This window comes from Streptomyces sp. NBC_01363 (genome assembly GCF_026340595.1).
Lineage (GTDB): Bacteria > Actinomycetota > Actinomycetes > Streptomycetales > Streptomycetaceae > Streptomyces.
Genome location: NZ_JAPEPF010000001.1, coordinates 4,620,782 through 4,643,784, shown reverse-complemented (window position 1 = coordinate 4,643,784; position 23,003 = coordinate 4,620,782). Strand labels below are relative to the sequence as shown.

Sequence of the window (23,003 nt, the reverse complement as noted above, 5' to 3'; positions counted from 1 at the left end):
CGGGCGCCTGGGGTCGGGCGGCCGGCACGGTCGAGGCGCTCGACGCCCACACCGGCGTCCCGATCACCGGCGCCCACTTGGCGCGGCCCCTCACGGACCGCCGCCCCCGTACCCCGCCGCCTGCCCGCCGAGGCGAAACGCGCCATCGTCCCGCCCCACCGAAGGTCCCGTTCGGACTCTCACCCGAGGAAGAGCGGGAACTTCGCGGCCGACTCGCCCAGTTCGGTCTTCTCCGCGTCGGTCGGGGCACGCCGTCCGGTGCCGACCAGCAGGGCGTCCTGGTCGGAGAACGACGCGGGGAAGGCGGCTCCGGCGATCCTCTCCAGCATCTCGCGGGACGCGGCGAGTCCCTCCGCGGGCGGTTCGGCCGCGTCCGGGAGGTACGCGACCAGGTCGAGGTGGTGCAACGTCCACTCCAGGACGTACGCACAGAGGTAGTCGCCCGCGGTGAGGACCTCGTCGCGGGTGCCGACCCGGAGGCCGGGGTCGGCGAGTCCGGCGGCGCGGCCGGCGGCGGAGCCGACGTCGTCGAAGTGGAACTTCAGCAGCTGGGGCTCCTCGTACGCGGCGGCCAGCCGGACGGTCAGCGCGTCCAGCGGGTCGTCGCCGGTCGGCGGCGTTTCGGCGACGTCCCAGTAGGTCACCGCGTCGCGCGTCGGTTCCGCTTCGGCGGGGGTCACCAGGGTGATCAGGACGTCCTGGGCGTCGATGACCAGATGACACACCAGGTCCCGCACGAGCCAGCCGGCGCAGCCGGACGGTTTCGCGAAGTCCTCGTCCGGGAGTCCGGCGACCGCCGTGCGCAGCGCCGTCCACGAGCGTGAGAAGAGATCCACATCGGCAACGTAGTGCGGTGCCGCAAGGGCGGACAAGCGCATCGGCACGGTCGCGGCTCACGCGCCCGGACGGTCGGCTCGTGCCGGATGCGCAAGAGGACGGCGAGAAAGGTGTGCACAAAGGCGGTGAACAAAGATCGCGCGAGCGGCAGACTGGCCCCATGACCGAATCGGATCGCAAGGCGGACCTTCATTTCTATCTGCAGTCCGCCCGTGAGGCCCTGCTGTGGAAACTCGAAGGGCTCTCGGAGTACGACGCCCGCCGCCCGCTGACACCGACCGGCACCAACCTCCTGGGCCTGGTCAAGCACGTGGCCAGTGTGGAGCTGGGCTACCTCGGCGACACCTTCGGACGACCGTCCGGCGAGCCACTGCCCTGGGTCGAGGACGGCGCCGAGCCCAACGCGGACATGTGGGTCACCGCCGACGAGTCACGCGAGCACATAGTGGCGCTGTACCGCCGGGCATGGGCACATGCGGACGCCACGATCGACGCGCTGGCGCTGGACACGACGGGCAGGGTGCCGTGGTGGCCGGACGACCGGTGCGAGGTGACGCTGCATCATGCCGTGGTGCGCGTGATCGCCGATACGCACCGGCATGCCGGGCACGCCGATATCGTCCGGGAACTCGTCGACGGCGCCGTCGGGATGAGCAAGGGCAACGAAAACATGGCGCCGGGCGACTCGGCCTGGTGGGAGAACCATCGCAGCAGGCTGGAGCACGCCGCTCAGGAAGCCGACCGGGGCGCGTGACCACGGACCCGCCTCAGCCTTGGGCCGCCTGGCGTCCGCGGACTGGCGGGAACCATCGTCAGAGCAGGCAGAACTCGTTCCCTTCCGGGTCGGCCATCACCACATGGTCCGGCCTGCCCTGCAATTCTTCCTCACGCACCACGGTCGCGCCGGCGGCCGTCAAACGCTCCACCGCCTCGACCACACGCGGCCACCGGTCCTCCCAGGGAGTCTCACGACCGCCACCGGCCTGCACGTCGAGGTGCAGGCGGTTCTTCACGACCTTCGACTCCGGCACCTGCATGAAGGTCAGACCTGGACCCGCCCCCTCCGGATCGCACAGGTACGCCCCCTGGTCCCACTCGTCCTCCGGGACCTCATGGTGCGCGAACCACTCCTCCCAGCTCCCGAACCCGGCAGGCGCGGGCTTCTCCGTATAGCCCAGGGCCAGCGCCCAGAACGCGGCCAGCCTCGCCGGACGCGCGCAGTCGATCGTCAAACTCCACCTGGTCCCCATGGGCAGGGCCTCCCCGGTCCGACTCGATCCGATACACGGACCGTACCGGGTGCCACTGACACCGTTCGCCCGTCGGCATTCCGGGTCCAGTTACACCGGATTGGCCTTGGCACCCGGCTTCGCACCGTACTTAGGGTCGCGGCATGAGGATTCGCATCGTCGACACGTTCACCGACCGCCCCTTCACCGGCAATCCGGCGGGAGTCCTGCTCCTGGATTCCGAAACCTTTCCCGACGACGATCGGCTCCAGCGGATCGCCATGGAACTGAACCTCTCCGAGACCGCCTTCGCCCACCCGCTGTCCCCGGGCGGCGAGGCCGACTGGGCGCTGCGCTGGTTCACCCCGACCACGGAGGTCGACATGTGCGGGCATGCCACCCTCGCCACCGCGCACGTCCTGCACACCACCGGGACGGCGAGCGGCACGGTGCGCTTCGCGGCGCGGTGCGGGATCCTCACCGCGACCGCCCACCCGGACGGTGCCATCACTCTCGACTTCCCCACGGCCTCGTTGACACCGGAGGCCGCCCCGGCCGGGCTGGCCGCGGCCCTGGGCGCGGATCCCCTCTCCGTCCACGACACCGGCCCGCACATCGGCGATCTGCTCGTCGAACTGTCCGACGAGGCGACCGTACGAGGGCTGACCCCCGATCTCGCCACGCTGGCCGATGTCTCCCGGCGGGGCGTCGTCGCCACGGCCGCCGCGGAGGACCCCTCCCGCGGTTACGACTTCGTCTCCCGCGGCTTCTTCCCGCGTGTCGGGATCGACGAGGACCCCGTGACCGGCAGTGCCCACACCGCGCTGGCGCCTTTCTGGTCGGCCCGTTTCGGTCGTGACGAACTGACCGGACTTCAGGCCTCCGCCCGTTCCGGCCTGGTCCGGACCTCGCTGCGCGGCAATCGCACCCTGCTGACGGGTGACGCCGTGACGGTCATCGACGGCGAACTGCTCACGGCGCTCTGACCCCCGGACGCGGTGCGGGGCGTACGAGGCCACTCCCCTGCGCCCCGCCGCACCCGGCCCGTTCCTCACGGCGTGGGCAACCAGCCCACCTGCCCCGCCAGCAGGGCGTATCCGACGAACGCCCCGATGTCCAGCAGCGCGTGTGCCGCGACCAGCGGCCCGACCCGCCCCCAGCGCCGGTACAGCAGCACGAAGACGACGCCCATCACCATGTTGCCGATGAAGCCGCCGATCCCCTGATACAGGTGGTACGAACCGCGCAGCACCGAACTGGCAACCAGGGCGGCCATCGGCGTCCACCCCAACTGTCCCAGTCTGCGCAGCAGATACCCGACGACGATCACTTCCTCCACGACGGAGTTCTGGATCGCGGACAGGATCAGGACCGGGAACTTCCACCACACATCGGGCAGTGATTCCGGTACCACGGTCAGATTGAATCCGGCGGCGCGGGCCACCAGATAGAAGGCGAGGCCGGCGCTTCCGATGCCCGCCGCGACCATCGTGCCGCGCCCCAGGTCCGGCCACGGCCTGGTGCGGTCGAAACCGATGACCCGCAGGCCGGCGCCTTCCCTGATCAGCAGATGCGCGACCAGGGCGACGGGCACCAGAGCCGTTGCGATTCCGAAGAGTTGCCAGGCGAGATCCAGCCATGGACGACCCGGCGCGTACGAACTGTTGAGCGTCGCGGCCTGACCCTTCAAACCCCCTGGTTTCGTCAGCGATCCGACAAAACTGATCAGGGCAGACACCCCGCTGGCCCCCAACGAGAGAGCCAGCACGAGGACCGTCTCGGACCGCAGAATCCGTCGCGGCACAGCCTCCTGGGAGAAAGAATCAGCCACAAGCCCCACCTCCACCTGTACACCTGCCTTGAGTTGTGCATTCACGCCCCATCCTGCCCCCCGTCCGGTTAAGGTCTCGAATGCAGGTACGAAGATCATGCGCGACAGGCCGGGGGACAACCACCATTGCCGATGGTGTGGTCCCCCTTTTCCTTGTTCATCCTCAAGGAGGGGCACCACCGACATGGGACGTCACAGCTTGCCCGACGACTACGCCGACGACGGAAGCAGGGACGGATCACCGCCTCGCCGTCGGCGCACCGTCGTGATCGCGACCATGCTCGTACTCGCGGTCGCTGCGGGGACGGTCGTCGCGGCGCAGGGCGGCCTGTTGTCGTTCTCGAAGAGCTGCGAGGACTCGGCCATCCGTCTGTCCATGATGGCCTCACCGGATATCGCCCCCGCCGTTCGCGCCGTCGCCGACAAGGCGCGCAAGGACGAGGTGCGATCCGGCGGTCGCTGTCTGTACGTGACGGTGGTCGCCCGCGACTCCTACAAGGTCGCCGACTCCCTCTCCAGCGACGCCCGCACCCCGGACTTCCAGGTCTGGCTGCCCGACTCGGATCTCTGGCTCGACCGGGCCAAGGGCTCCGGCGACGGCGTCCCGATCACACCGGGCGACTCCATCGCCTCCTCCCCCGTGACTCTGGCCATGGTGCCGTCCGCGGCCAAGAGCCTCGGCTGGCCGAAGAAGAAGTACTCCTGGGCGGAGTTGACGGGCGCGGCCATGAAGTCGGACAAGGTGCGGCTCGGCTCGGCCGACCCGGCGCGCAGCGCCACCGGCCTGCTGGCGCTCGCCAGCATCGGCGCGTCCTCCGACAAGCAGGGCGGAGACAGCGACACCAGGGTCGCGGCGACCGCCAAGCTGCTCGCGCAGCGCATGTCGGACGGTGACGCCCAGGTGCTGGAGACACTGGCGCAGAGCGATTCGGGCGCCGAGCAGGGCAATCCGGAGCGCAACCAGGCGGTGCTCCTCTCCGAGCAGGCCGCGTTCGCCCACAACGCGGAGTCGACCGGCGGCGGAAAGCTCGACCTCTTCTACCCCCAGGACGGCACCCCGCTCCTCAACTATCCGTACACGCTGGTCGACGAGGCCAGAATGAGTACGTCCGAGGGCCGGGCGGCGCTGCGGTTCATGACGCTGCTGAACGCACCCGGTGCCCAGGCCACCCTGGAGAAGCACGGGTTCAGAGACGTCGACGGCACGGCCGGGGAGGCGGTGGTCGCACCGGCCGGCGGCAAGAAGCCCCAGCCGTACGCCACCGCGGCCGCTGCCGCACCGACCGCCGAGGCGCTCCAGCAGACGCTCGGCATGTGGACGATCACGGTGCAGAGCGCTCGGCTGACCACGGTCGTGGACGCGTCGGGTTCCATGGCCACGATCGTCCCGGGGCGCAACCAGTCCCGGATGGATGTCACCAAGGCGTCCTTGATCCAGGCCCTCGACCAGTTCACCCCGAACGACGAGATCGGGCTCTGGGAGTTCGCCACCACGCTCGACGGCGACAAGGACTACCGCAGGCTGATGCCGACCGCCCGACTGGGCGATCCGGCGAAGGGCGGCGGCACCCACCGCGAGAAGCTCGCCGCGGCCTTCGCGGCGCTGAAGCCCGTGCCGGGCGGCGCGACCGGTCTGTACGACACCACACTGGCTGCCTACAAGGACGCCCAGGCGACCTATGTGAAGGGCAAGTTCAACGCGGTCGTGATCCTCACCGACGGATCGAACCAGGACAACCTCTCCATCTCCCGCAGTGCGCTGATCGCGGAACTGAAGCGGATCGCCGATCCGGAGCGCCCGGTGCCGCTGCTCGCCATCGCGGTCGGTCCCGAGGCCGACCGCGAGGAGGTGAACGAGATAGCGAAGGTGACCGGAGGCGGTGGCTACCAGGTCATCGACCCGGCCGAGATCCAAACGGTGATCCTGCAGGCCATCATGACAGCTGGTCAGAGCAACCACGCCGCTCAGGAGTAGCGCCGGACACGGCCGGACCGGAACCGTCCACAAGCAGCGACGCCGTACCGCGGCGGGAACGAAAACCGCAACGGGAACCGGAGTCGGAGCCGGAACTGAAGCCGGAGCCGGATCGAGCGCCGGGCAACGGCGCCCGCCGTGCCGGGCTCACGGCTTGGGAGCACCGGTCGGCCAGGTGTGCACGGGCTCTCCGCTGTGCATCAGTTCGGCGTACCGCCGGGTGGTCGCGGCCAGCGCCGCGTGCCTGTCGAGCCCGGCCTCCCGTGCCCGGTGATAGGTGTCCGCCTGCCAGGACGCCCCGTTCACCCGTCGCTTGCAGCGCTCCTCGATGACCCCGAGATAGCGGTCGCGGTCCACGGGCTCGATGTTCCAGGCATCGAGCCCCGCGGCGGCCAGCGGCAGCAGTTCGTCCCGTACGAGCTTGACGGCCGGCACCCGGGTCAGCCCGCCCGCACGGCCGGGACGTGGCCAGATCAGCTCCGCGTCGATGCCTAGTCGGCAGGCGGTGTCGAAGTTCTCCGCCGCCGCGGCGAACGGCAGCCTGGTCCACACCGGACGGGACTCCTCGGCGAGCGACCGCACGAGCCCGTAGTACAGCGCCGCGTTGGCGATCAGATCGGTGACGGTGGGCCCGGCGGGCAGGACCCGGTTCTCCACGCGCAGATGGGGTACGCCGTCGGCCAGCCCGTACACGGGCCGGTTCCAGCGGTAGACCGTTCCGTTGTGGAGCACCAGTTCCTGCAACCGCGGCACCCCGCCCTCGTCGAGGACCCTCAGCGGCTCCTCCTCGTCGCAGATCGGGAGCAGCGGCGGAAAATAGCGCAGGTTCTCCTCGAAGAGCTCGTACGCCGAGTCGATCCACCGCTCACCGAACCAGGTCCTGGGCCGCACCCCCTGGTTCTGGAGTTCGGGTGGCCGGGTGTCGGTGGCCTGCTGGAAGAGCGGCGGCCGTGATTCCCGCCAGAGCTCCCTGCCGAACAGGAAGGGCGAGTTGGCACCGAGTGCGATCTGGACACCGGCAACGGCCTGGGCCGCGTTCCACACGGCCGCGAATCGCGCCGGTGTCACCTGCAGATGGAACTGGACCGAGGTGCAGGCGGCCTCGGGCGTGATCGAGGCGGAGGTGGAGACCCATCGCTCCACGCCCTGGATATCGAGGGAGAAATCCTCGCCGCGCGCGGCCACCAATTGATCGTTCAGCAGTGTGTAGCGGTCCGCGTCCGAGAGGTTCGCCAGAACGAGGTCCTCATGGCGCAGCGTGGGCAGAATACCGATCATCATGATCCCGGCATCGACCTCGCCCGCCTTCCTGTGGGCATATCCGAGCCCGGTCCTGAGCTCTTCGGCCAACTGATCGAAAACGCGCCCGTCCAGACGGTGCGGGACTATGTTCACTTCCAAATTGAACATCCCGAGTTCGGTCTGGAAATCACGGCTTGCGATGCGCGGGAGGACCTCCCCATTCATCATCTTCGGCATGCCGTCGGCGCCCGCGAGATTCAGCTCGATCTCCACGCCCATGAGGTTGCGCGGCCGGTCGAACCTCCGCTCCGCCAGAAGTCTCTCCAGTCCCTCCAGGCACTGGTGGAGCTTCTTCCGGTACCCCTGCCGATCGGACAGGTCAAAGGCGCCCGCCACGACCTTCTCCCCCATCGGAGCGTCCCTCCCTCAAGTGGGCGGCCCGCGGCCCAGGCCGCTCGCGTCACGATCGATAATGCCCAGGCCGCGTGATCCATAACGCCCCCGAGAACGCCGCGGACCCAGTAATCTGAGGGCGCCCGCCGGAGGCACATTCCATGGGCATGGTGCAGCACACGTTTCCCCGTCCGGCGTGAGTGAAAACGCCGACGCGTTTCAGCCGTCCACGCCGGGGGAAAAATCCCAGGCGGCGGCTGCGCCGTTGACACTGAATCAGTAGATTCTCCGCATAATAAAGTCTTGATACCGCCTTGTCGGCAATGCCTGCGACGGCTAGTGGAATCACCACGTGAACACGTGTCGTATAAACTCCGCGGACGAGGCAGAGAGTTGACGCACCGGCCCAGTCACCGGCCTCCTCTGGCCCCGCATGCCGACAGCGCCGTCTGCACCCGCCCACGCACCACCGTGTCTCCGAAGTGAGAGGCGACCCACTATGCCGCTGCATGTTCCCCCGGCTCCCGCGCCCGCTCTGCGCAGCGTTCTCGCGGCACTCGGTTCACCCACCGCGGTCCGCGAAGCCCGCACACCCGCCCTTCGATCCGCCCAGGGGCCACTGAGCCCCGAACTCCCGCTCCCGGTCCACGTACTGGAGCGGATCGGTCCGAACGGGCTCGCTCCCGCCACCCGGCTGGCCGGGTGGCGATTCCTGATCCGCAGCTCGGAGCAGGCCGTCGCCGCGGCGGACACCATGCTCACCCCGGACGGCTGGGCCTTCTCGCATTTCTTCGAGGGCCCTTACATCGCCTCGACCGAGCTCGCCCTGCGCCAGGCCGAGACGGTGACACCGCACTGCCAGCCGCGGCTGCTGTCCATCCCGGAGCTCTACATGCTGGCGCTGTGGCTGCACGGCGACATCGAGGCCGACGCCTCCGGCGGGGCGCTCGCCCCCGCCGATCTCCTGATTCCGCTGGCTCCCGCCCCACCGGGCATCGCGGCACATCGCCCGCACCGGGTCGCCGATCTGCTCCGCGTGATGACGCTGCGCATCACCCCCGGCCCCGGCCCCCTGCTCGGCTCCCCGGCCTGAGAACCGGACCTCGCATCAGCACACCGTGCCCCGCCGCCGTCCCCGGTCGCGGGGCACAGTGCTGGAGGGGCGCACTTCATGCCCTTCCGGACTAGCCCGGAACGACCACCCCGAACCACCCGAAGGGACAGTGCAGTTGCGGTGAACCCTCCGCGCGGGTGACGCGTCCTCCGGGTAAGGAGAAGTGCTGCTGCGAAATCCCTGCGGATTGACGCCCGTGGGGCAACACTGGGACCGGACCGATCGATACGGGGGGGGGCGGCCATGAACACCTCATCCAGCCGCAGGACATTCACTACAACGCAGCGAAAGAACCCAGCCATGTGCCAGCACCAGCCACCATGCCCGACCGCCGACTCAGCCGACCGGGAAGCCGCCCGCCTGACGGCGCACCACCCGGAACAGGGCTGGAGCCTGCTGTGCAACGGAGTCCTGCTCTTCGAGGACACCGGTGAGCTGCTCCCGGACGGTCAGATCATCGCCCCGCACCGGCCCCTGGGGACCGATCGGGTGATGAAGGCCGCCTGACCGCGGCCGGTAAGAGCTGGGGCCGGCCCGGAGACTTCTCCGAACCGGCCCCGACGCATGTCCGCGTCACATGGTGGCACTCATGACTCAGTTGTCGTACTCGTCCAGCGGCGGGCAGGAGCAGACGAGGTTGCGGTCGCCGAAGGCGCCGTCGATCCGGCGCACCGGCGGCCAGTACTTGTCGGCGGCCGAGACTCCGGCCGGGAAGACCGCCACCTCACGGCTGTATTCGTGCTTCCACTCCCCGCCCAGCATCGCCGCGGTGTGCGGAGCGTTGTGCAGCGGGTTGTCGTCCGCGCTCCACTCGCCGGAGGCCACCTTCTCGACCTCGTCGCGAATGGCGATCATCGTGTCGCAGAACCGGTCGAGCTCCGCGAGGTTCTCGCTCTCGGTCGGCTCGATCATCAGCGTCCCGGCGACCGGGAACGACATGGTCGGCGAGTGGAAGCCGTAGTCGATCAGCCGCTTGGCGATGTCGTCGACGCTGACGCCGGTGGCCTTGGAGATCGGCCGCAGGTCCACGATGCACTCGTGCGCGACCAGACCGGCCGGGCCGTTGTACAGGATCGGGTAGTGCGGTTCCAGACGCTTGGCCATGTAGTTGGCCGCGAGCACGGCAACCTGCGTCGCGCGCTTCAGGCCCTCCCCGCCCATCAGGCGTACGTACGCCCAGGAGATGGGGAGAATACCGGCCGAGCCCCATGGAGCGGCCGAGATCGGTCCGACGCCGGTCTCGGGGCCCGCCGAGGGCTGCAGCGGGTGGTTCGGCAGGTACGGCGCGAGGTGGGCGCGCACCCCGACCGGGCCGACGCCGGGGCCGCCGCCGCCGTGCGGGATGCAGAAGGTCTTGTGCAGGTTCAGGTGCGAGACGTCGCCACCGAACCGGCCCGGCCGGGCGAGGCCCACCAGCGCGTTGAGGTTGGCGCCGTCGACGTACACCTGGCCGCCGGCGTCGTGCACCTCGGCGCAGATGTCGGCCACGTGCTCCTCGAACACGCCGTGCGTCGACGGGTACGTGATCATGAGCACGGCGAGCTCGTCGCGGTGCTTCTCGATCTTGGCGCGGAGGTCCTCTATGTCGACCTCGCCGTCGTCGGCGGTCTTGACCACGACGACCTTCATGCCGGCCATCACGGCGCTGGCCGCGTTGGTGCCGTGCGCGGAGGACGGGATGAGGCAGACGGTGCGCTGCTCGTCACCGTTGGCCCGGTGGTACGCCCGTACGGCCAGCAGGCCCGCGAACTCGCCCTGCGAACCCGCGTTCGGCTGGATGGAGACCGCGTCGTACCCGGTGACCTCGGCGAGGCGCTCCTCCAGCTCACGGATGAGGGTGAGGAAGCCCTGCGCCTGCTCGGCCGGGGCGAAGGGGTGCAGCGCGCCGAACTCGGGCCAGGTGATCGACTCCATCTCGGTGGTCGCGTTCAGCTTCATGGTGCAGGAGCCGAGCGGGATCATGCCGCGGTCCAGCGCGTAGTCGCGGTCGGCGAGCTTGCGCAGGTAGCGCAGCATCGCGGTCTCGGAACGGTGCTGGTGGAAGACCGGGTGGGTAAGGATCTCGTCGGTGCGCAGCAGGCCCTCGGGCAGCGCGTCGGCGGCGCCGGCGTCCAGCTCCTCGATGTCCCCGTCGGCGCCGAAGGCGGCCCAGACGGCGGCGATCTGCGTACGCGTGGTGGTCTCGTCGCAGGCGAGGGAGACCAGGTCGGCGTCGACGAGCCGCAGGTTGACCCCGCGCTCGCGGGCATCCGCGACGACGTCGGCGGCCTTCCCCGGGACACGCACGGTGAGGGTGTCGAAGTGGGCGCCGGTCACGACGTCGATACCGGAGGCGCGCAGGCCCTCGGCCAGGATCGTCGCGTAGCGGTGGGTGCGCCGGGCGATCGTCCGCAGCCCGTCCGGGCCGTGGTAGACGGCGTACATTCCGGCCATGACGGCGAGCAGCACCTGGGCGGTACAGATGTTACTGGTGGCCTTCTCGCGGCGGATGTGCTGCTCACGGGTCTGCAGGGCCAGCCGGTAGGCCTTGTTGCCGTCCGCGTCGACGGAGACTCCGACAAGACGGCCGGGAAGGCTGCGGGCGAACTTCTCGCGTACGGCCATGAAGCCGGCGTGCGGTCCGCCGAAGCCCATCGGCACACCGAAGCGCTGCGTCGTGCCGACCGCGATGTCCGCGCCCAGGTCACCGGGCGAGGTGAGCAGGGCCAGTGCCAGCAGGTCGGCGGCGACCGTGACGATCGCACCCAGCTCGTGGGCCTGCTCGATGACGGGTTCGATGTTCCGCACCGCCCCGGACGCGCCCGGGTACTGCACCAGGACGCCGAAGACACCGCGCTCGGCGATCTCCGCCGGGATGCCGTCGGACAGGTCGGCGACGACGACCTCGACACCGGTCGGCTCGGCGCGGGTCTCGATGACCGCGATCGTCTGCGGCAGGGTGTCGGTGTCGACGAGGAAGACGCCGTCCTTGACCTTGCCGACGCGCCGGGAGAGGGCCATGGCCTCGGCGGCCGCGGTGCCCTCGTCGAGCAGAGAGGCGCCGGAGGTGGGCAGCCCGGTCAGCTCGGCGACCATCGTCTGGAAGTTGAGGAGCGCCTCCAGGCGGCCCTGCGAGATCTCCGGCTGGTACGGCGTGTAGGCCGTGTACCAGGCGGGGTTCTCCATGACATTGCGCAGGATCACCGGCGGGGTGAAGGTGCCGTAGTAGCCGAGTCCGATCATCGGGGCCAGCACCTGGTTGCGGTCCGCGAGGGCGCGCAGCTCGGCGAGGACCTCGGCCTCGGTACGCGCGGTCGGCAGCCCGAGTGCCTCCGTGCTCTTGATGACGTCGGGCACGGCGGCCGCGGTGAGCTCGTCCAGCGAGCCGTATCCGACCTGGGCGAGCATCTTCGACTGCGCCTCGGCATCGGGTCCGATGTGGCGCTGCTCGAACGGAATGCCCTGCTCCAGCTGGGAGAGCGGAGTGCGACGGGGGGTCATGGTGGAGGCCTCCTGGTCTGTCACGACCTGCGAGGGGCACCACGGCGCGGGTGCCCGAACGGCCTCCCCCTCTGTCATCTCAACCTGAGAGCTTCACCGGCGCGCCCTGCGGCATACCGGTTTTCACCGTCGGTGAGGAAGGGAATCGCACCGGCACTCGGCCGCACGAAACCCGCCCTGCTTTCCAGAGTGACCTCGTCCGTGCGGTACGGGGGCCTGAGAGATTCCGGGGAGGATTTGCTCCTTCGGCGCCTTCGGATCAGCTCCGGAGGACTCTCCCGCACGGGGTCAGCAGCCATCACCAGCCTACCAGCGGGGTTCATGGCTGATTTCTCGAGTGGCCGACCACCCGGATCTGCCCTTTTGTAGTGCTTGTGGAGTAGCCACGACCAGTGGGAGGGACCGTGCAGACCGACATCGATCCGCGCAGCCTGATCGGCCGCAAGGCGTTCGACCGCAAGGGCACCAAGATCGGGACCGTGGACGAGGTGTACCTCGACGACGCGACCGGTGTGCCCGAGTGGGCGGCCGTACGTACCGGACTCTTCAGCCGGGACGCGTTCGTCCCGCTGGAACCCAGCGAATTCGTGAAGGATTCGCTCCGCATCCCCTTCGACCGCGCGCTGATCAAGGACGCGCCCGACTTCGGCGTCGGCCGCCATCTCTCACCGGAACAGGAGCTCCAGCTCTACCGGCACTACGGTCTGGACTCCCCGCCCGAGGGGCCCGGCCCGGACAGGGACTTCGGCAGACTGGCCGGCCAGGACGAGTAGTCCACCGGGTCCCGCACCAACGGCAGCGGATCGGCCGGCCGCAGTTCCGGGTCGTCGATCCGGAACGTACGCACCCGGCCGGGCGCCGACTCGGGTTCCTCGAACCGCACGGTCACCCGGCCGACGCCGCTGCCCTGCACCCAGCCATGGCCGTATGCGCCATGGCGTACGTCGTGTCCGGCGGGCCAGCGCCGAGCGGCGCGCTGCTCGGCGGTCTCCTCGGCCTCCGCCCGGGGATCGTCCGGCGGCTCGGCCCCGTCGTCCCCGGACGGCGTCGTCTCCGCAGCCGGATCCTCGGTCGCGGCCCGCTCACCGGCGGCCTGGGCGAAGAGGTCCTCCTGCGTGTAGTCGGCAAGCCCCGTCACGCCTACTCCGAGGAGCCGGACGCCTCCGGTGGTGTCCACTGCCTCCAGGAGTCGCGCGGCGGCCTCACGGACCACCGTGGGGTCGTCCGTGGGCCCTCGCAGCGTCTCGGACCGCGTGAGTGTCGAGAAGTCGTACCGGCGCACCTTCAGCACCACCGTCCGCCCGGACCGCCCCGCGCCCCGCAGCCGCTGGACGCAGCGGCCGGCCAGTCGCTCGACCTCCGTCCTGATCCGCACCCGGTCGTGCAGGTCGGCGTCGAAGGTGTCCTCGACCGACACCGATTTCGCGTCCCGCTCCGCGACCACCGGCCGGTCGTCGTACCCGAACGCCATCCGGTGGAGCGAGCCGCCGTGTGCCTTCCCCAGCAGGCGCACGAGCTCGTCCTCGCCCGCCTCGACCAGATCGTGGACCGTCGTCATCCCCGCGCGGCGCAGATGATCCGCCGTCGCCGGCCCGACACCGGGGAGGATCCTCACCGACATGGGTGCGAGCAGCTCCCGCTCCGTGCCCGGCTCTATGACCAGCAGGCCGTCTGGTTTCGCCTCCTCCGAAGCGATCTTGGCCAGCATCTTGGAACCGGCGAGCCCCACCGAGCCGGTGAGCCCGGTGACCGCCTTGATGGCCGTACGCAGCTGCTCGCCGATCTCCAGCGCCGAAGCCGTGTCGTCGGCCGTCCCGCCGGCCTCCAGGTCGACGAAGGCCTCGTCCAGGCTGAGAGGCTCCACCAGTGGGGAGAGCCGCGCGAGCAGCTCCATCACCTGGTCGCTCACCGTCCGGTACAGCTGGAAGCGGGGCACCAGATAGGCCGCGTTGGGCGCCAGCCGCCGCGCCTGCGCCATGGGCATGGCCGAGTGCACCCCGAAGCGCCGCGCCTCGTACGAGGCGGTGGCGACGACCCCGCGTGGTCCCAGACCGCCGACCACGACCGGCTTGCCGCGCAGGCTCGGCTTCGCCGCCTGCTCGGCAGAGGCGTAGAAGGCATCCATGTCCAGATGCAGGATGGTGGGCGCGGCTCTCACATCAATCGATGCTGCCCTACGGCACTGACAATCGCCGCGCCCGAACCGTCGGCCGGGTCAGCCGGCGCGGTTGCGACGCCGCGCGAGCTCATCGGTGGGGTTGTTCCCGACAAGGGTCTCGCCGGTGTCCACCCGCTCGCCGTGCAGCTGCGAGAGGGCGGCGTCCACGTCCTGCCACACCACGCCCACCGCGATACCGAAGACCCCCTGGCCGCCCTGGAGCAGGCTGACGACCTCATCGGGCGAGGAGCACTCGTAGACCGTCGCCCCGTCGCTCATCAGCGTCATCCGCTCAAGGTCCTGGAATCCCCGGGCCCGCAGATGCTGAACCGTGGTGCGGATGTTCTGGAGTGCGACACCCGTGTCCAGGAAGCGCTTCACGATCTTCAGCAGGACGACGTCCCGGAAGCTGTAGAGCCGCTGTGTGCCGGAGCCGTACGCCGGACGCACGCTCGGCTCCACCAGCCCCGTGCGCGCCCAGTAGTCGAGCTGCCGGTAGGTGATCCCGGCAGCCGCGCAGGCGGTCGGCCCGCGGTAGCCGATGTCGTTGGCCGATGCCACTCCGTCCCCCGCCACCGCCGCCGGTTGAACCGGTTGCACGATGGTGTGGTCGGCTGTACTCCCCTGCTGCGGATACGGCCCACCCGCTGCCGTACCGTCGCCGCTGCTTCTCACGCCGACCTCCGTCCTTGACCTGCCATCTCGAAGGTAGGCAGTCACTCGGGGTGCGTCAACGATCGCCACACTCGGCACGCCGAGTGATAATCACCCTGAGGGTGGTTTCCCGTGACTCACGAGCGGGAAAGGCTTGCCGGATGCGCTGACGGCGGCCCCGAAGAACGGTCACTGACTGTTGGTACCGAAATCCTCCGGAGAGATCTGATCGAGGAACTCGCGGAATTTCTCCACCTCGTCCTCCTGCTCGTCCGGGATGGCGATGCCGGCGTCGTCGAGCACCCCGTCACTGCCGTAGATCGGCGTTCCGGTGCGCAATGCGAGCGCTATGGCGTCGGACGGCCGCGCGCTCACCTCGACCCCGCTGGCGAAGACCAGCTCCGCGTAGAAGACCCCTTCCCGGAGGTCCGTGATGCGGACCTCGGTGAGCTCCTGGCCGACGGCCTCGAGCACGTCCTTGAAGAGATCATGGGTCAGCGGCCTGGCCGGAGCCATGCCCTGCTGGGCGAAGGCGATCGCGGTCGCCTCACCAGGACCGATCCAAATGGGGAGGTACCGGTCGCCTCCCACTTCACGCAGGAGCACGATCGGTTGGTTGGAGGGCATTTCCACCCGGACACCCACAACGTCGAGCTCGTTCACACAGCAACCCTAGGACGTGCCCGGCAGGTTTGGGTAGTCGGGCACCGGCGTGATCAGTGGAGCCGGATGTGCAGAGCGCTCTGCACAAGGGCCGAATGAAGCCTCACGGACAGCTCCGCGAGCTCTTTCGCGGTGGCCTCCGCATAGGCTCTGGTCTGCGGATTCCGGTGCCGGCGCAAGGGCGCGACCACCTGCTCGATGAGCCCGACCTCGCGATCCGCGGCCGCTCGCATGGCACGCAGGTGACGCGGTTCCAGACCGAACCTGCCCAGATCCGCCACAAGCTTGGCGACTGTGACCATCTCGGCGTCGTAACCGCCCTCGGCGGTCGGAACGACCAGGCCGTACGACTCCCACTCGTCCAGGTCGCTCTCGGTGACCTCGGCGGCCGCCAGCAGCTCGGCACGGCCGATCCGGGCCGCGGTGGCCCGTCCGGGCTCCGCCTCCCAGCCGCCGGTCAGGTCCCGCGGGCCGCCCCCGGACGGGAGGGCGGCCTGTTCACCACGGGCGAGGGCATCCAGATGCTCACGGATGACCTTCAGCGGGAGGTAGTGGTCCCGCTGCATGCGCAGCACCTGAGCCAGCCGCTCCACATCGGCACCACGGAACTTGCGATAGCCGGACGGGGTCCGCTGCGGCTCGACGAGCCCTTCGGCCTCCAGGAATCGAATCTTGGAGATCGTGACCTCGGGGAACTCGTCCCGCAGCCGCAGGAGCACCGTGCCGATGCTCATCGGGCGGTCGTCGGCGGTGGCGGTGCCGGCCACGGCACCGCCCGTCGGTGTTCTCAGCATGGACCTTCCCTGACGGGTCAGATACCGCGCTGGCTCGCGTAGAAGACCAGCCGGTACTTGCCGATCTGCACTTCGTCGCCGTTGGACAGGGCGACGGAGTCGATGCGCTCACGGTTGACGTAGGTGCCGTTCAGGCTGCCCACGTCCCCGACCGTGAAGCTGCCGTCGGGGCTCCTGCGGAACTCCACATGCCGCCGCGACACCGTCACGTCGTCGAGGAAGATGTCGCTCTGCGGGTGGCGGCCGGCCGTGGTCAGCTCACCGTCCAGCAGGAAGCGGCTGCCGGAGTTCGGACCACGACGCACCACCAGGAGCGCCGAGCCGAGCGGAAGGGCATCGACGGCGGCCTGTGCCTCGGGCGAGAGGGACGGAACGGCCGTCTGCCCGGTGACCTCCGCCTCGTACGCCTCAAGACCGGAGATGGAGATCGTCGAGGTCGTCTCCGAGGCACGCTCGGGAACCCCACCCCTCAGCGGCGCACCGCAGTTGGAGCAGAAGCGACTGGCCTCGGCGTTGCGATGTCCGCACCTCGTACAGACCGGCATGGACGAACCCTCCTGCCTGGGGGCGAACTCTCCACCCGTACGTGAGGTCGACGATTCCCCGAAACCTATGCGGCCGGGACCGGCAGGGTCAACAGACGACGCGCCGGAAGCTCCCGAATTGTCACTGTCCGTACCCGACACCTGATCACGGAAGAGCGGGCGCTCTGTGCCCTGCTCGTCCGCCTGGCCATGGCGCGGTGCGCGATGGCGGGCAGCCTCGTCTCGAGCGCTCTTGCCGAACAACTTCCCAAACAACTTCACGGGCGCTTCCCCTTGACCGAAATAGACCCGCCCGTGGGGCAGGACGAACCCTGAATGAACACACCTGCCGACCCGGACATCCTCACAACGTCCGTATCCACTCGACAGTTTCCACCACGCACCACCAATACGATGCGGCGACCCCCCGCAACCTCGTGCCCGTATCCTTCGTCCCCTCCGCGTCGCGGCTTCACGGGGACGACGACCGAGCGTAGTCAGGCTGCTTCGCCGGTCGCAAGGCGTCCACGACGATGTCGTCGGCCTGCGCGACCTGCACGGTGGCCTGCTCCTTCTCCAGCGTCTGTACCACACCGCCCGGGATGTTCAGTGCCGGCTCCAGATCCTGGGGCTTACCGATCACCTCGAAGACGTATGGCGCGCTGATCTTATGATCGTCGACCCTGACGTTGCCGCCGTCACCGGAGAAATACGTATTGGCGGCCACACGCACTCCGTTGACCTCGATCGCCTCGGCGCCCGCCGCCCGCAGCTCCTGGAGTGCGTCGAGCAGCATGTCCGCCTTCACCCCGTCCCCGGGATCGTTGACGGTGAGCGTGATCCCGGGCCCGTGTGCCGCCACGGTGCCCGCGAGAACTCCGAGTTGCCGTTCCTTCTCCACCGTCTGCTTGCGCGCCTCCTCGGCCTGGTCGGAGCTGTTCTCCAGCTCCGTGCGCTGAGCGGCCAGCCGCTGCTTCTCGTCCTCCAGGCGCTGCGTCCGGTCGTCCAGCTCGTCGAGGATCCGGACCAGGTCCTCCTGCCGGGCACCCCGCAGTGCGCTGTTGTCACTGTTGGACCGCACCTGAATGGCCAGTCCGAGACCGAGAACGAACAGCAGCACCGCGACGATGAGTTGAGCCCGCGTCACCCGCGGCGGCCACAGTCCGGCGATCAGCCGCTGACGACCGGTGAGGTCATTGGCGGAGCCCGCCGTCTGCTCGCCGGCGTGCTCCGTGTCGTCGGGAAGTTCTTCGTTGCTCATCGGCCTCAGGCCCGGAAGACGTGCCGGCGGATGGCCGCGGCGTTGGAGAAGATCCGGATCCCGAGCACGACCACCACACCGGTGGACAGCTGCGCTCCGACGCCCAGTTTGTCGCCCAGGAAGACGATCAGTGCGGCCACCACGACGTTCGAGAGGAACGACACGACGAACACCTTGTCGACGAAGATCCCGTCGAGCATGGCCCGCAGACCACCGAAGACTGCGTCGAGGGCGGCCACGACGGCGATCGGGAGGTACGGCTCGACCACTGCCGGCACCTCGGGCCGGACCAACAGTCCGACCACGACTCCCACGACGAGGCCCAGTACGGCGATCACGATGTGCCCTTCCCTGTGTCTGCCGCACCACTGCCGGTGTCTGCGGCCTGATAAGGCTCTGCTGTACGTACGATCAGGCTCGGCGCGACCGGGAGGCTCACCTTCTGCTGCACGGACATACTCGTCCGGATGTCGAAGGTGTCCTTGAGCGCCTGCAGATACTGACCGTCGGCACTGTCCTGGAACGCGTTGCCGAGTTGTTTCCCGTTCCCCACCGCCAGCACCGTGTAGGGCGGAACGAGCGGTCTGTTGTCGACCAGTATGGCGTCGCCCGCCGCGCGGATCGCCGACAGGGCCGTCAGACGCTGCCCGTTGATCGCGATCGCCTCCGCGCCGGACTGCCACAGCCCGTTGACGACTCGCTGAAGGTCCCGGTCACGGACCCGCCCGGTGTCGGCGAATCCACTGGTCTCCCTCGGTCCGCCGCCGCCCTGGTCGGTGTTCTTGGCGTCGTCGACGACGAGTTTCACGCCGGGCCCCTCCACGGGGGTCGCCCCGGCGAGCAGTGCCACCCGTTCCCCCTGGTCCCCGCCGTGCTTCTCCAACGCCTTGCGCTGGCGCCTGCCCACGTCGTCCCGGAGTTTGTCCACCTGCGACTCGAGGGTGTCGGCCGCCGTCGTCTCGTCGTCGATGCGATCGATCAGTTCCTGGCGCTCCTTGGCGAGGACCGGCGCGGAGACGCGCGCCTCCGCGGCCCCGAGCGTGACGACGAGGGCGGCGAGCACCAGACATGCGGCGAGGCCGAGCTTCGACTTGAGCGTACGGGGCAGGCCCGCGCTCCCGTCGGCCTTGCGACGCGCCGACGCCTCGGCGTATCCGTCGTCCAGGCTGTGGTCCATCACATTGGTCAGCAGCGACATGGATGCGTCGGGACGCGCGGGAGGCGAGGCGGTACTCCGATCGGGGGGCTGCTGCGACATGCCGCACATCGTCGCACGTCGCCGCCGCTACCGCCGAATGGCCCCACCGGTGTGCCCGAAGGCGCCGTCGGCCGCCGTCGGGCACACCGGAACAACCGTCACTGACCTGCGCTGTCCACGACCGCCGCCCATTCGTCCAGCAGCGCCTGTGCGGAGGCGTCGTCCGGCCCCTCGGCCCACAGATGGGTGACCGCCTCGGCCCGGTCCGGCAGCACCATCACCCACCGCCCGTCGGCTTCGACCACCCGTACCCCGTCCGTCGTATCGACGCTGCGGTCGCCGGCGGCCTCCACGACCCGACGCATGACCAGGCCCTTGACGGCCCAAGGAGTGGCGAGATCACGGCGCAGAACATGGGCACGGGGGATGCGGGCGTCGATCTGGCTGAGGGTGAGCTGTGTCCTGGCCACCAGCCCCAGGAGCCTCACGAACGCGGCCGAGCCGTCGAAGACACTGCTGAATTCGGGAACGATGAAGCCCCCACGCCCGTCTCCACCGAAGATGGTGCCTTCCTCGCGTCCCACGCGCGTCAGATCGTCGGGCGATGTCGTCGTCCATTCGACCTGTGTGCCGTGGTACGCCGCGACCTGCTCGGCGACGCGTGTCGTGGTGACCGGCAACGCCACCCGCCCGCTGCGCCGCTCGGCCGCCACGAGGTCGAGCATCACAAGGAGCGCCCGGTCGTCCTCCACGATCCGGCCCCGCTCGTCGACCAGGGAGAGCCGCTCACCGACCGGGTCGAACCGCACGCCGAACGCGGCCCGCGCCGACGAGACGATCTCGCCCAGCCGCACGAGCCCGGAGCGCCGGGTCTCGGCGGTCTCGGTGGGCCGTGATTCGTCGAGGCCGGGATTGATGGTCAGCGCGTCGACGCCGAGGCGTCCCAGCAGGCTGGGCAGTACGAGCCCGGCACTCCCGTTGGAGGCGTCGACGACCACCTTGAGACCCGCATCGGCAATCCCCGTGGTGTCCACGTTCCGCAGCAGCGATCCGGTGTACGAGTCGAAGACGCTGGACGGGAAGTACAGATCCCCGATCTCGCCCGGGAAGGCACGGCGGTATTCCTGACGTGCGTAGACCCGGTCGAGCTTCCGCTGCCGCGCCTGCGACAGGTCCGCCCCCCGCTCGTCGAAGAACATGATGTCGACCGAGTCGGGCACACCGGGCGACGTACGGATCATGATCCCGCCGGCGCTCCCGCGCGCGGTCTGCTGGCGCGCGACGGGCAAAGGTACGTTCTCCAGGTCCCGGACATCGATGGCGCTCGCCTGAAGGGCCGAGATCACCGCTCGCTTCAGAGCACGGGCACCGCGGGAGTGATCACGTGCGGTGGTGACCGTCGAGCCCTTCTTCAGAGTCGTGGCATAGGCGCCGGCGAGCCGGACCGCCAGTTCCGGGGTGATCTCGACGTTCAGGATCCCGGACACGCCCCGGGCGCCGAAGAGATGAGCCTGTCCGCGCGATTCCCAGATCACCGAGGTATTGACGAAGGCGCCCGCCTCGATGGTCTTGAACGGGTAGACGCGGACATTGCCCTGAATGATCGACTCCTCACCGATCAGGCATTCGTCGCCGATCACCGCGCCGTCCTCGATGCGGGTCGCCCGCATGACGTCGGTGTTCTTGCCGATCACGCATCCGCGCAGATTGCTGTGCTGGCCGATATAGACGTTGTCGTGCACCACGGCCTTGTGCAGGAATGCACCGCTCTTGACGACGACGTTCGACCCGATGACCGTGTGCTCGCGAATCTCAGCACCGGCTTCGACTTTGGCGTAGTCCCCGATGTAGAGAGGTCCGCGCAGCACTGCGTCGGGATGTACTTCCGCGCCTTCCGCGACCCATACGCCCGGCGAGATCTCGAAGCCGTCGATGTCGACATCGACCTTCCGCTCAAGAACATCGGCCTGCGCCTTCACGTAGCTCTCGTGGGTGCCGACGTCTTCCCAGTAGCCCTCGGCGATGTAGCCGTAGATGGGCTTGCCTTCCTTCATGAGCTGGGGGAAGACATCGCCGGACCAGTCCACCGAGACATCGGCTTCGACATAGTCGAATACTTCGGGCTCCATGACGTAGATGCCGGTGTTCACGGTGTCCGAGAAGACCTGGCCCCAGGTGGGCTTCTCCAGGAAACGCTCGACCTGGCCGCCCTCGTCCACAATCGTGATGCCGAATTCCAGGGGGTTCGGCACACGGGTCAGGCACACCGTGACCAGACCGCCCTTTTCCTTGTGGAAGGCGATGAGGTCGGTGAGATCGAAGTCGGTGAGTGCATCACCGGAAATGACGAGGAAGGTGTCGTCCTTCAGCGCTTCCTCGGCATTCTTCACACTCCCCGCGGTGCCGAGGGGTTTCTCCTCGTTGGCGTAGCTGAGCTCCATCCCGAGCTCTTCGCCGTCCCCGAAGTAATTCTTTACCAGCGAGGCAAGAAACTGGACCGTTACGACGGTCTCATTCAGCCCGTGCCGCTTGAGCAGCCGAAGCACGTGCTCCATGATCGGCCGATTGGCGACGGGCAGGAGCGGCTTGGGCATGCTTGAGGTCATGGGGCGAAGACGAGTGCCTTCGCCGCCAGCCATCACGACGGCCTTCATGTCGGAAACGTCCTCCTTGAAGAGACGACGGTCTAGCCGACTTCGCCCGTCGGGGCACCATCCGGGTCATCAGAGGCGGGCCGGCCACACTGCGCGGCACCGCGTCAACGAGCTCAATCGGCTACTACATCCGCCTTGACGAGCCGGCGGACCTGAACCACGTAGAGGATCCCTGCCCACCAATAGAGCGTTGTACCCCAACCTGCGAACGCCCATCCGAAAATAGCGGCCAGCGGTGCAAGCCAACCACTTCCATCGCTGAGCAGCAACAAGGGGAACGCGTACATCAGGTTGAACGTGGCCGCCTTCCCCAGGAAGTTCACCTGGGGCGGTGGATAGCCGTGACGCCTCAGGATTCCGACCATCACGAGGAGCATCAGCTCACGGGCAAGAAGTGCTGCGGTGAGCCAGAGCGGCAGGATCTCCCGCCAGGTCAGGCCGACGAGGGTCGAAAGGATGTAGAGGCGATCCGCGGCAGGGTCCAGGAGCCGGCCGAGGCTGCTGATCTGGTTCCACCGGCGGGCGAGCTTACCGTCGAGGTAGTCGCTGATGCCGCTGAACATCAACACCAGCAGGGCCCAGCCGTCGCTCTCGGGGCCGCCGAACACAGGGCGAAGAATCAGCCACAGGAAGAGCGGAACCCCTACAAGGCGAGCCATGCTGAGGATGTTGGGGATGGTGAGTACCCGGTCCGTCTGAACCCGAGTCTCCTGGACCTCCACCCGGGGGCCTCCTGTGAAGAACGTGCCAATGATGCCCCCTGACCTTACCCTCAGCCTCCGCGGTCGGTTGCACAGGGGTGACGGCAACCGGCCGTAAACGCAGAAAAGCCCCGTGCCACAAGGGCACGGGGCTGTCCCGTAAAAGGAGTTCGGCGGCGTCCTACTCTCCCACAGGGTCCCCCCTGCAGTACCATCGGCGCTGAAAGGCTTAGCTTCCGGGTTCGGAATGTAACCGGGCGTTTCCCTAACGCAATGACCACCGAAACACTATGAA

General features: G+C 68.7%; 21 protein-coding genes, 1 rRNA gene and 1 riboswitch. Of the genes, 6 read left to right on the top strand and 16 right to left on the bottom strand.

Annotation, left to right across the window (positions count from 1 at the left end; translation table 11 throughout):
• Positions 1 to 179: 179 nt before the first annotated feature.
• Positions 180 to 836, bottom strand: coding sequence for a maleylpyruvate isomerase N-terminal domain-containing protein (locus OG611_RS21145; RefSeq protein WP_266422424.1), 657 nt, complete (start codon positions 834 to 836; stop codon positions 180 to 182).
• Positions 837 to 997: 161 nt separating this feature from the next.
• Here OG611_RS21145 and OG611_RS21140 point away from each other — a divergent pair, with 161 nt between their 5' ends.
• Positions 998 to 1,591: a DinB family protein gene (locus OG611_RS21140; protein ID WP_266422422.1), complete on the top strand. Its 594-nt coding sequence runs from the start codon at positions 998 to 1,000 to the stop codon at positions 1,589 to 1,591.
• A gap of 58 nt (positions 1,592 to 1,649) precedes the next feature.
• Here the strand turns inward: OG611_RS21140 and OG611_RS21135 are convergent, their stop codons facing one another.
• A complete protein-coding gene (locus OG611_RS21135; RefSeq protein WP_266422420.1) occupies positions 1,650 to 2,087 on the bottom strand; it encodes a VOC family protein in 438 nt (145 codons plus the stop codon).
• 143 nt (positions 2,088 to 2,230) lie between these two features.
• Here OG611_RS21135 and OG611_RS21130 point away from each other — a divergent pair, with 143 nt between their 5' ends.
• Positions 2,231 to 3,052 carry a PhzF family phenazine biosynthesis protein gene (locus OG611_RS21130; protein WP_266422418.1) on the top strand — a complete coding sequence of 274 codons (822 nt, stop codon included), beginning with the start codon at positions 2,231 to 2,233 and terminating at the stop codon, positions 3,050 to 3,052.
• Between the two features lie 65 nt (positions 3,053 to 3,117).
• On the opposite strand, the gene OG611_RS21125 is transcribed toward OG611_RS21130, so the two are convergent.
• A complete protein-coding gene (locus tag OG611_RS21125) occupies positions 3,118 to 3,897 on the bottom strand; it encodes a CPBP family intramembrane glutamic endopeptidase (protein WP_266426074.1) in 780 nt (259 codons plus the stop codon).
• A 184-nt stretch (positions 3,898 to 4,081) separates the two neighbouring features.
• On the opposite strand from OG611_RS21125, the gene OG611_RS21120 reads away from it, so the two are divergent.
• On the top strand, positions 4,082 to 5,872 hold the full coding sequence (locus OG611_RS21120; protein ID WP_266422416.1) for a substrate-binding and VWA domain-containing protein: 1,791 nt from the start codon (positions 4,082 to 4,084) through the stop codon (positions 5,870 to 5,872).
• Between the two features lie 147 nt (positions 5,873 to 6,019).
• Here the strand turns inward: OG611_RS21120 and OG611_RS21115 are convergent, their stop codons facing one another.
• On the bottom strand, positions 6,020 to 7,525 hold the full coding sequence (locus OG611_RS21115) for a glutamate-cysteine ligase family protein (RefSeq protein WP_266422415.1): 1,506 nt from the start codon (positions 7,523 to 7,525) through the stop codon (positions 6,020 to 6,022).
• 481 nt (positions 7,526 to 8,006) lie between these two features.
• Here OG611_RS21115 and OG611_RS21110 point away from each other — a divergent pair, with 481 nt between their 5' ends.
• Both OG611_RS21110 and OG611_RS21105 read left to right on the top strand, forming a co-directional pair.
• Positions 8,007 to 8,600 (top strand): hypothetical protein, encoded by a 594-nt coding sequence (locus OG611_RS21110; protein WP_266422413.1) that lies wholly within the window; start codon positions 8,007 to 8,009, stop codon positions 8,598 to 8,600.
• Positions 8,601 to 8,921: 321 nt separating this feature from the next.
• The gene (locus tag OG611_RS21105; RefSeq protein WP_072488625.1) at positions 8,922 to 9,128 is read left to right on the top strand and encodes a DUF5999 family protein; all 207 of its coding nucleotides are present in this window, start codon (positions 8,922 to 8,924) and stop codon (positions 9,126 to 9,128) included.
• An 87-nt stretch (positions 9,129 to 9,215) separates the two neighbouring features.
• On the opposite strand, the gene gcvP is transcribed toward OG611_RS21105, so the two are convergent.
• Complete coding sequence (gcvP, locus tag OG611_RS21100; protein WP_266422410.1) at positions 9,216 to 12,101, bottom strand: aminomethyl-transferring glycine dehydrogenase; 2,886 nt, start codon at positions 12,099 to 12,101, stop codon at positions 9,216 to 9,218.
• A 194-nt stretch (positions 12,102 to 12,295) separates the two neighbouring features.
• Positions 12,296 to 12,392, bottom strand: a riboswitch (glycine riboswitch).
• 113 nt (positions 12,393 to 12,505) lie between these two features.
• On the opposite strand from gcvP, the gene OG611_RS21095 reads away from it, so the two are divergent.
• Entirely contained in the window at positions 12,506 to 12,874 is a 369-nt protein-coding gene (locus OG611_RS21095; RefSeq protein WP_266422408.1) for a PRC-barrel domain-containing protein, read from the top strand.
• Here OG611_RS21095 and OG611_RS21090 read toward each other — a convergent pair.
• The 11 genes from OG611_RS21090 to rrf form a co-directional block, all read right to left on the bottom strand.
• On the bottom strand, positions 12,799 to 14,259 hold the full coding sequence (locus OG611_RS21090) for a DNA polymerase IV (RefSeq protein WP_266422406.1): 1,461 nt from the start codon (positions 14,257 to 14,259) through the stop codon (positions 12,799 to 12,801). The genes OG611_RS21095 and OG611_RS21090 overlap by 76 nt on opposite strands.
• Positions 14,260 to 14,316: 57 nt before the next feature.
• Entirely contained in the window at positions 14,317 to 14,934 is a 618-nt protein-coding gene (locus tag OG611_RS21085) for a MerR family transcriptional regulator (protein ID WP_266422405.1), read from the bottom strand.
• 168 nt (positions 14,935 to 15,102) lie between these two features.
• The gene (locus tag OG611_RS21080) at positions 15,103 to 15,576 is read right to left on the bottom strand and encodes a bifunctional nuclease family protein (RefSeq protein WP_006123076.1); all 474 of its coding nucleotides are present in this window, start codon (positions 15,574 to 15,576) and stop codon (positions 15,103 to 15,105) included.
• Between the two features lie 53 nt (positions 15,577 to 15,629).
• Positions 15,630 to 16,370: a MerR family transcriptional regulator gene (locus OG611_RS21075; protein WP_266422404.1), complete on the bottom strand. Its 741-nt coding sequence runs from the start codon at positions 16,368 to 16,370 to the stop codon at positions 15,630 to 15,632.
• A gap of 17 nt (positions 16,371 to 16,387) precedes the next feature.
• Complete coding sequence (locus OG611_RS21070) at positions 16,388 to 17,176, bottom strand: FHA domain-containing protein (RefSeq protein ID WP_266422403.1); 789 nt, start codon at positions 17,174 to 17,176, stop codon at positions 16,388 to 16,390.
• Between the two features lie 190 nt (positions 17,177 to 17,366).
• Complete coding sequence (locus OG611_RS21065; protein ID WP_266422401.1) at positions 17,367 to 18,155, bottom strand: DUF881 domain-containing protein; 789 nt, start codon at positions 18,153 to 18,155, stop codon at positions 17,367 to 17,369.
• 5 nt (positions 18,156 to 18,160) lie between these two features.
• Positions 18,161 to 18,493: a small basic family protein gene (locus tag OG611_RS21060; protein ID WP_003970459.1), complete on the bottom strand. Its 333-nt coding sequence runs from the start codon at positions 18,491 to 18,493 to the stop codon at positions 18,161 to 18,163.
• Positions 18,490 to 19,413, bottom strand: a complete 924-nt coding sequence (locus tag OG611_RS21055; protein WP_266422398.1) for a DUF881 domain-containing protein — start codon at positions 19,411 to 19,413, stop codon at positions 18,490 to 18,492. Before OG611_RS21055 ends, OG611_RS21060 begins: the two co-directional genes overlap by 4 nt.
• A gap of 98 nt (positions 19,414 to 19,511) precedes the next feature.
• Positions 19,512 to 22,007 (bottom strand): mannose-1-phosphate guanyltransferase, encoded by a 2,496-nt coding sequence (locus OG611_RS21050; protein WP_266422395.1) that lies wholly within the window; start codon positions 22,005 to 22,007, stop codon positions 19,512 to 19,514.
• A gap of 113 nt (positions 22,008 to 22,120) precedes the next feature.
• Complete coding sequence (locus OG611_RS21045) at positions 22,121 to 22,729, bottom strand: CDP-alcohol phosphatidyltransferase family protein (protein WP_266422392.1); 609 nt, start codon at positions 22,727 to 22,729, stop codon at positions 22,121 to 22,123.
• A gap of 147 nt (positions 22,730 to 22,876) precedes the next feature.
• Positions 22,877 to 22,993, bottom strand: a 5S ribosomal RNA gene (gene rrf / locus OG611_RS21040).
• Between the last annotated feature and the right edge of the window lie 10 nt (positions 22,994 to 23,003).

Coding starts and splice junctions, on each gene's coding strand:
- OG611_RS21065 (WP_266422401.1), bottom strand. CDS start 18,155: ATGAGCAACGAAGAACTTCCCGACGACACGGAGCACGCCGGCGAGCAG.
- OG611_RS21050 (WP_266422395.1), bottom strand. CDS start 22,007: ATGAAGGCCGTCGTGATGGCTGGCGGCGAAGGCACTCGTCTTCGCCCC.
- OG611_RS21115 (WP_266422415.1), bottom strand. CDS start 7,525: ATGGGGGAGAAGGTCGTGGCGGGCGCCTTTGACCTGTCCGATCGGCAG.
- gcvP (WP_266422410.1), bottom strand. CDS start 12,101: ATGACCCCCCGTCGCACTCCGCTCTCCCAGCTGGAGCAGGGCATTCCG.
- OG611_RS21110 (WP_266422413.1), top strand. CDS start 8,007: ATGCCGCTGCATGTTCCCCCGGCTCCCGCGCCCGCTCTGCGCAGCGTT.
- OG611_RS21130 (WP_266422418.1), top strand. CDS start 2,231: ATGAGGATTCGCATCGTCGACACGTTCACCGACCGCCCCTTCACCGGC.
- OG611_RS21075 (WP_266422404.1), bottom strand. CDS start 16,370: ATGCTGAGAACACCGACGGGCGGTGCCGTGGCCGGCACCGCCACCGCC.
- OG611_RS21120 (WP_266422416.1), top strand. CDS start 4,082: ATGGGACGTCACAGCTTGCCCGACGACTACGCCGACGACGGAAGCAGG.
- OG611_RS21105 (WP_072488625.1), top strand. CDS start 8,922: ATGTGCCAGCACCAGCCACCATGCCCGACCGCCGACTCAGCCGACCGG.
- OG611_RS21140 (WP_266422422.1), top strand. CDS start 998: ATGACCGAATCGGATCGCAAGGCGGACCTTCATTTCTATCTGCAGTCC.
- OG611_RS21135 (WP_266422420.1), bottom strand. CDS start 2,087: ATGGGGACCAGGTGGAGTTTGACGATCGACTGCGCGCGTCCGGCGAGG.
- OG611_RS21055 (WP_266422398.1), bottom strand. CDS start 19,413: ATGTCGCAGCAGCCCCCCGATCGGAGTACCGCCTCGCCTCCCGCGCGT.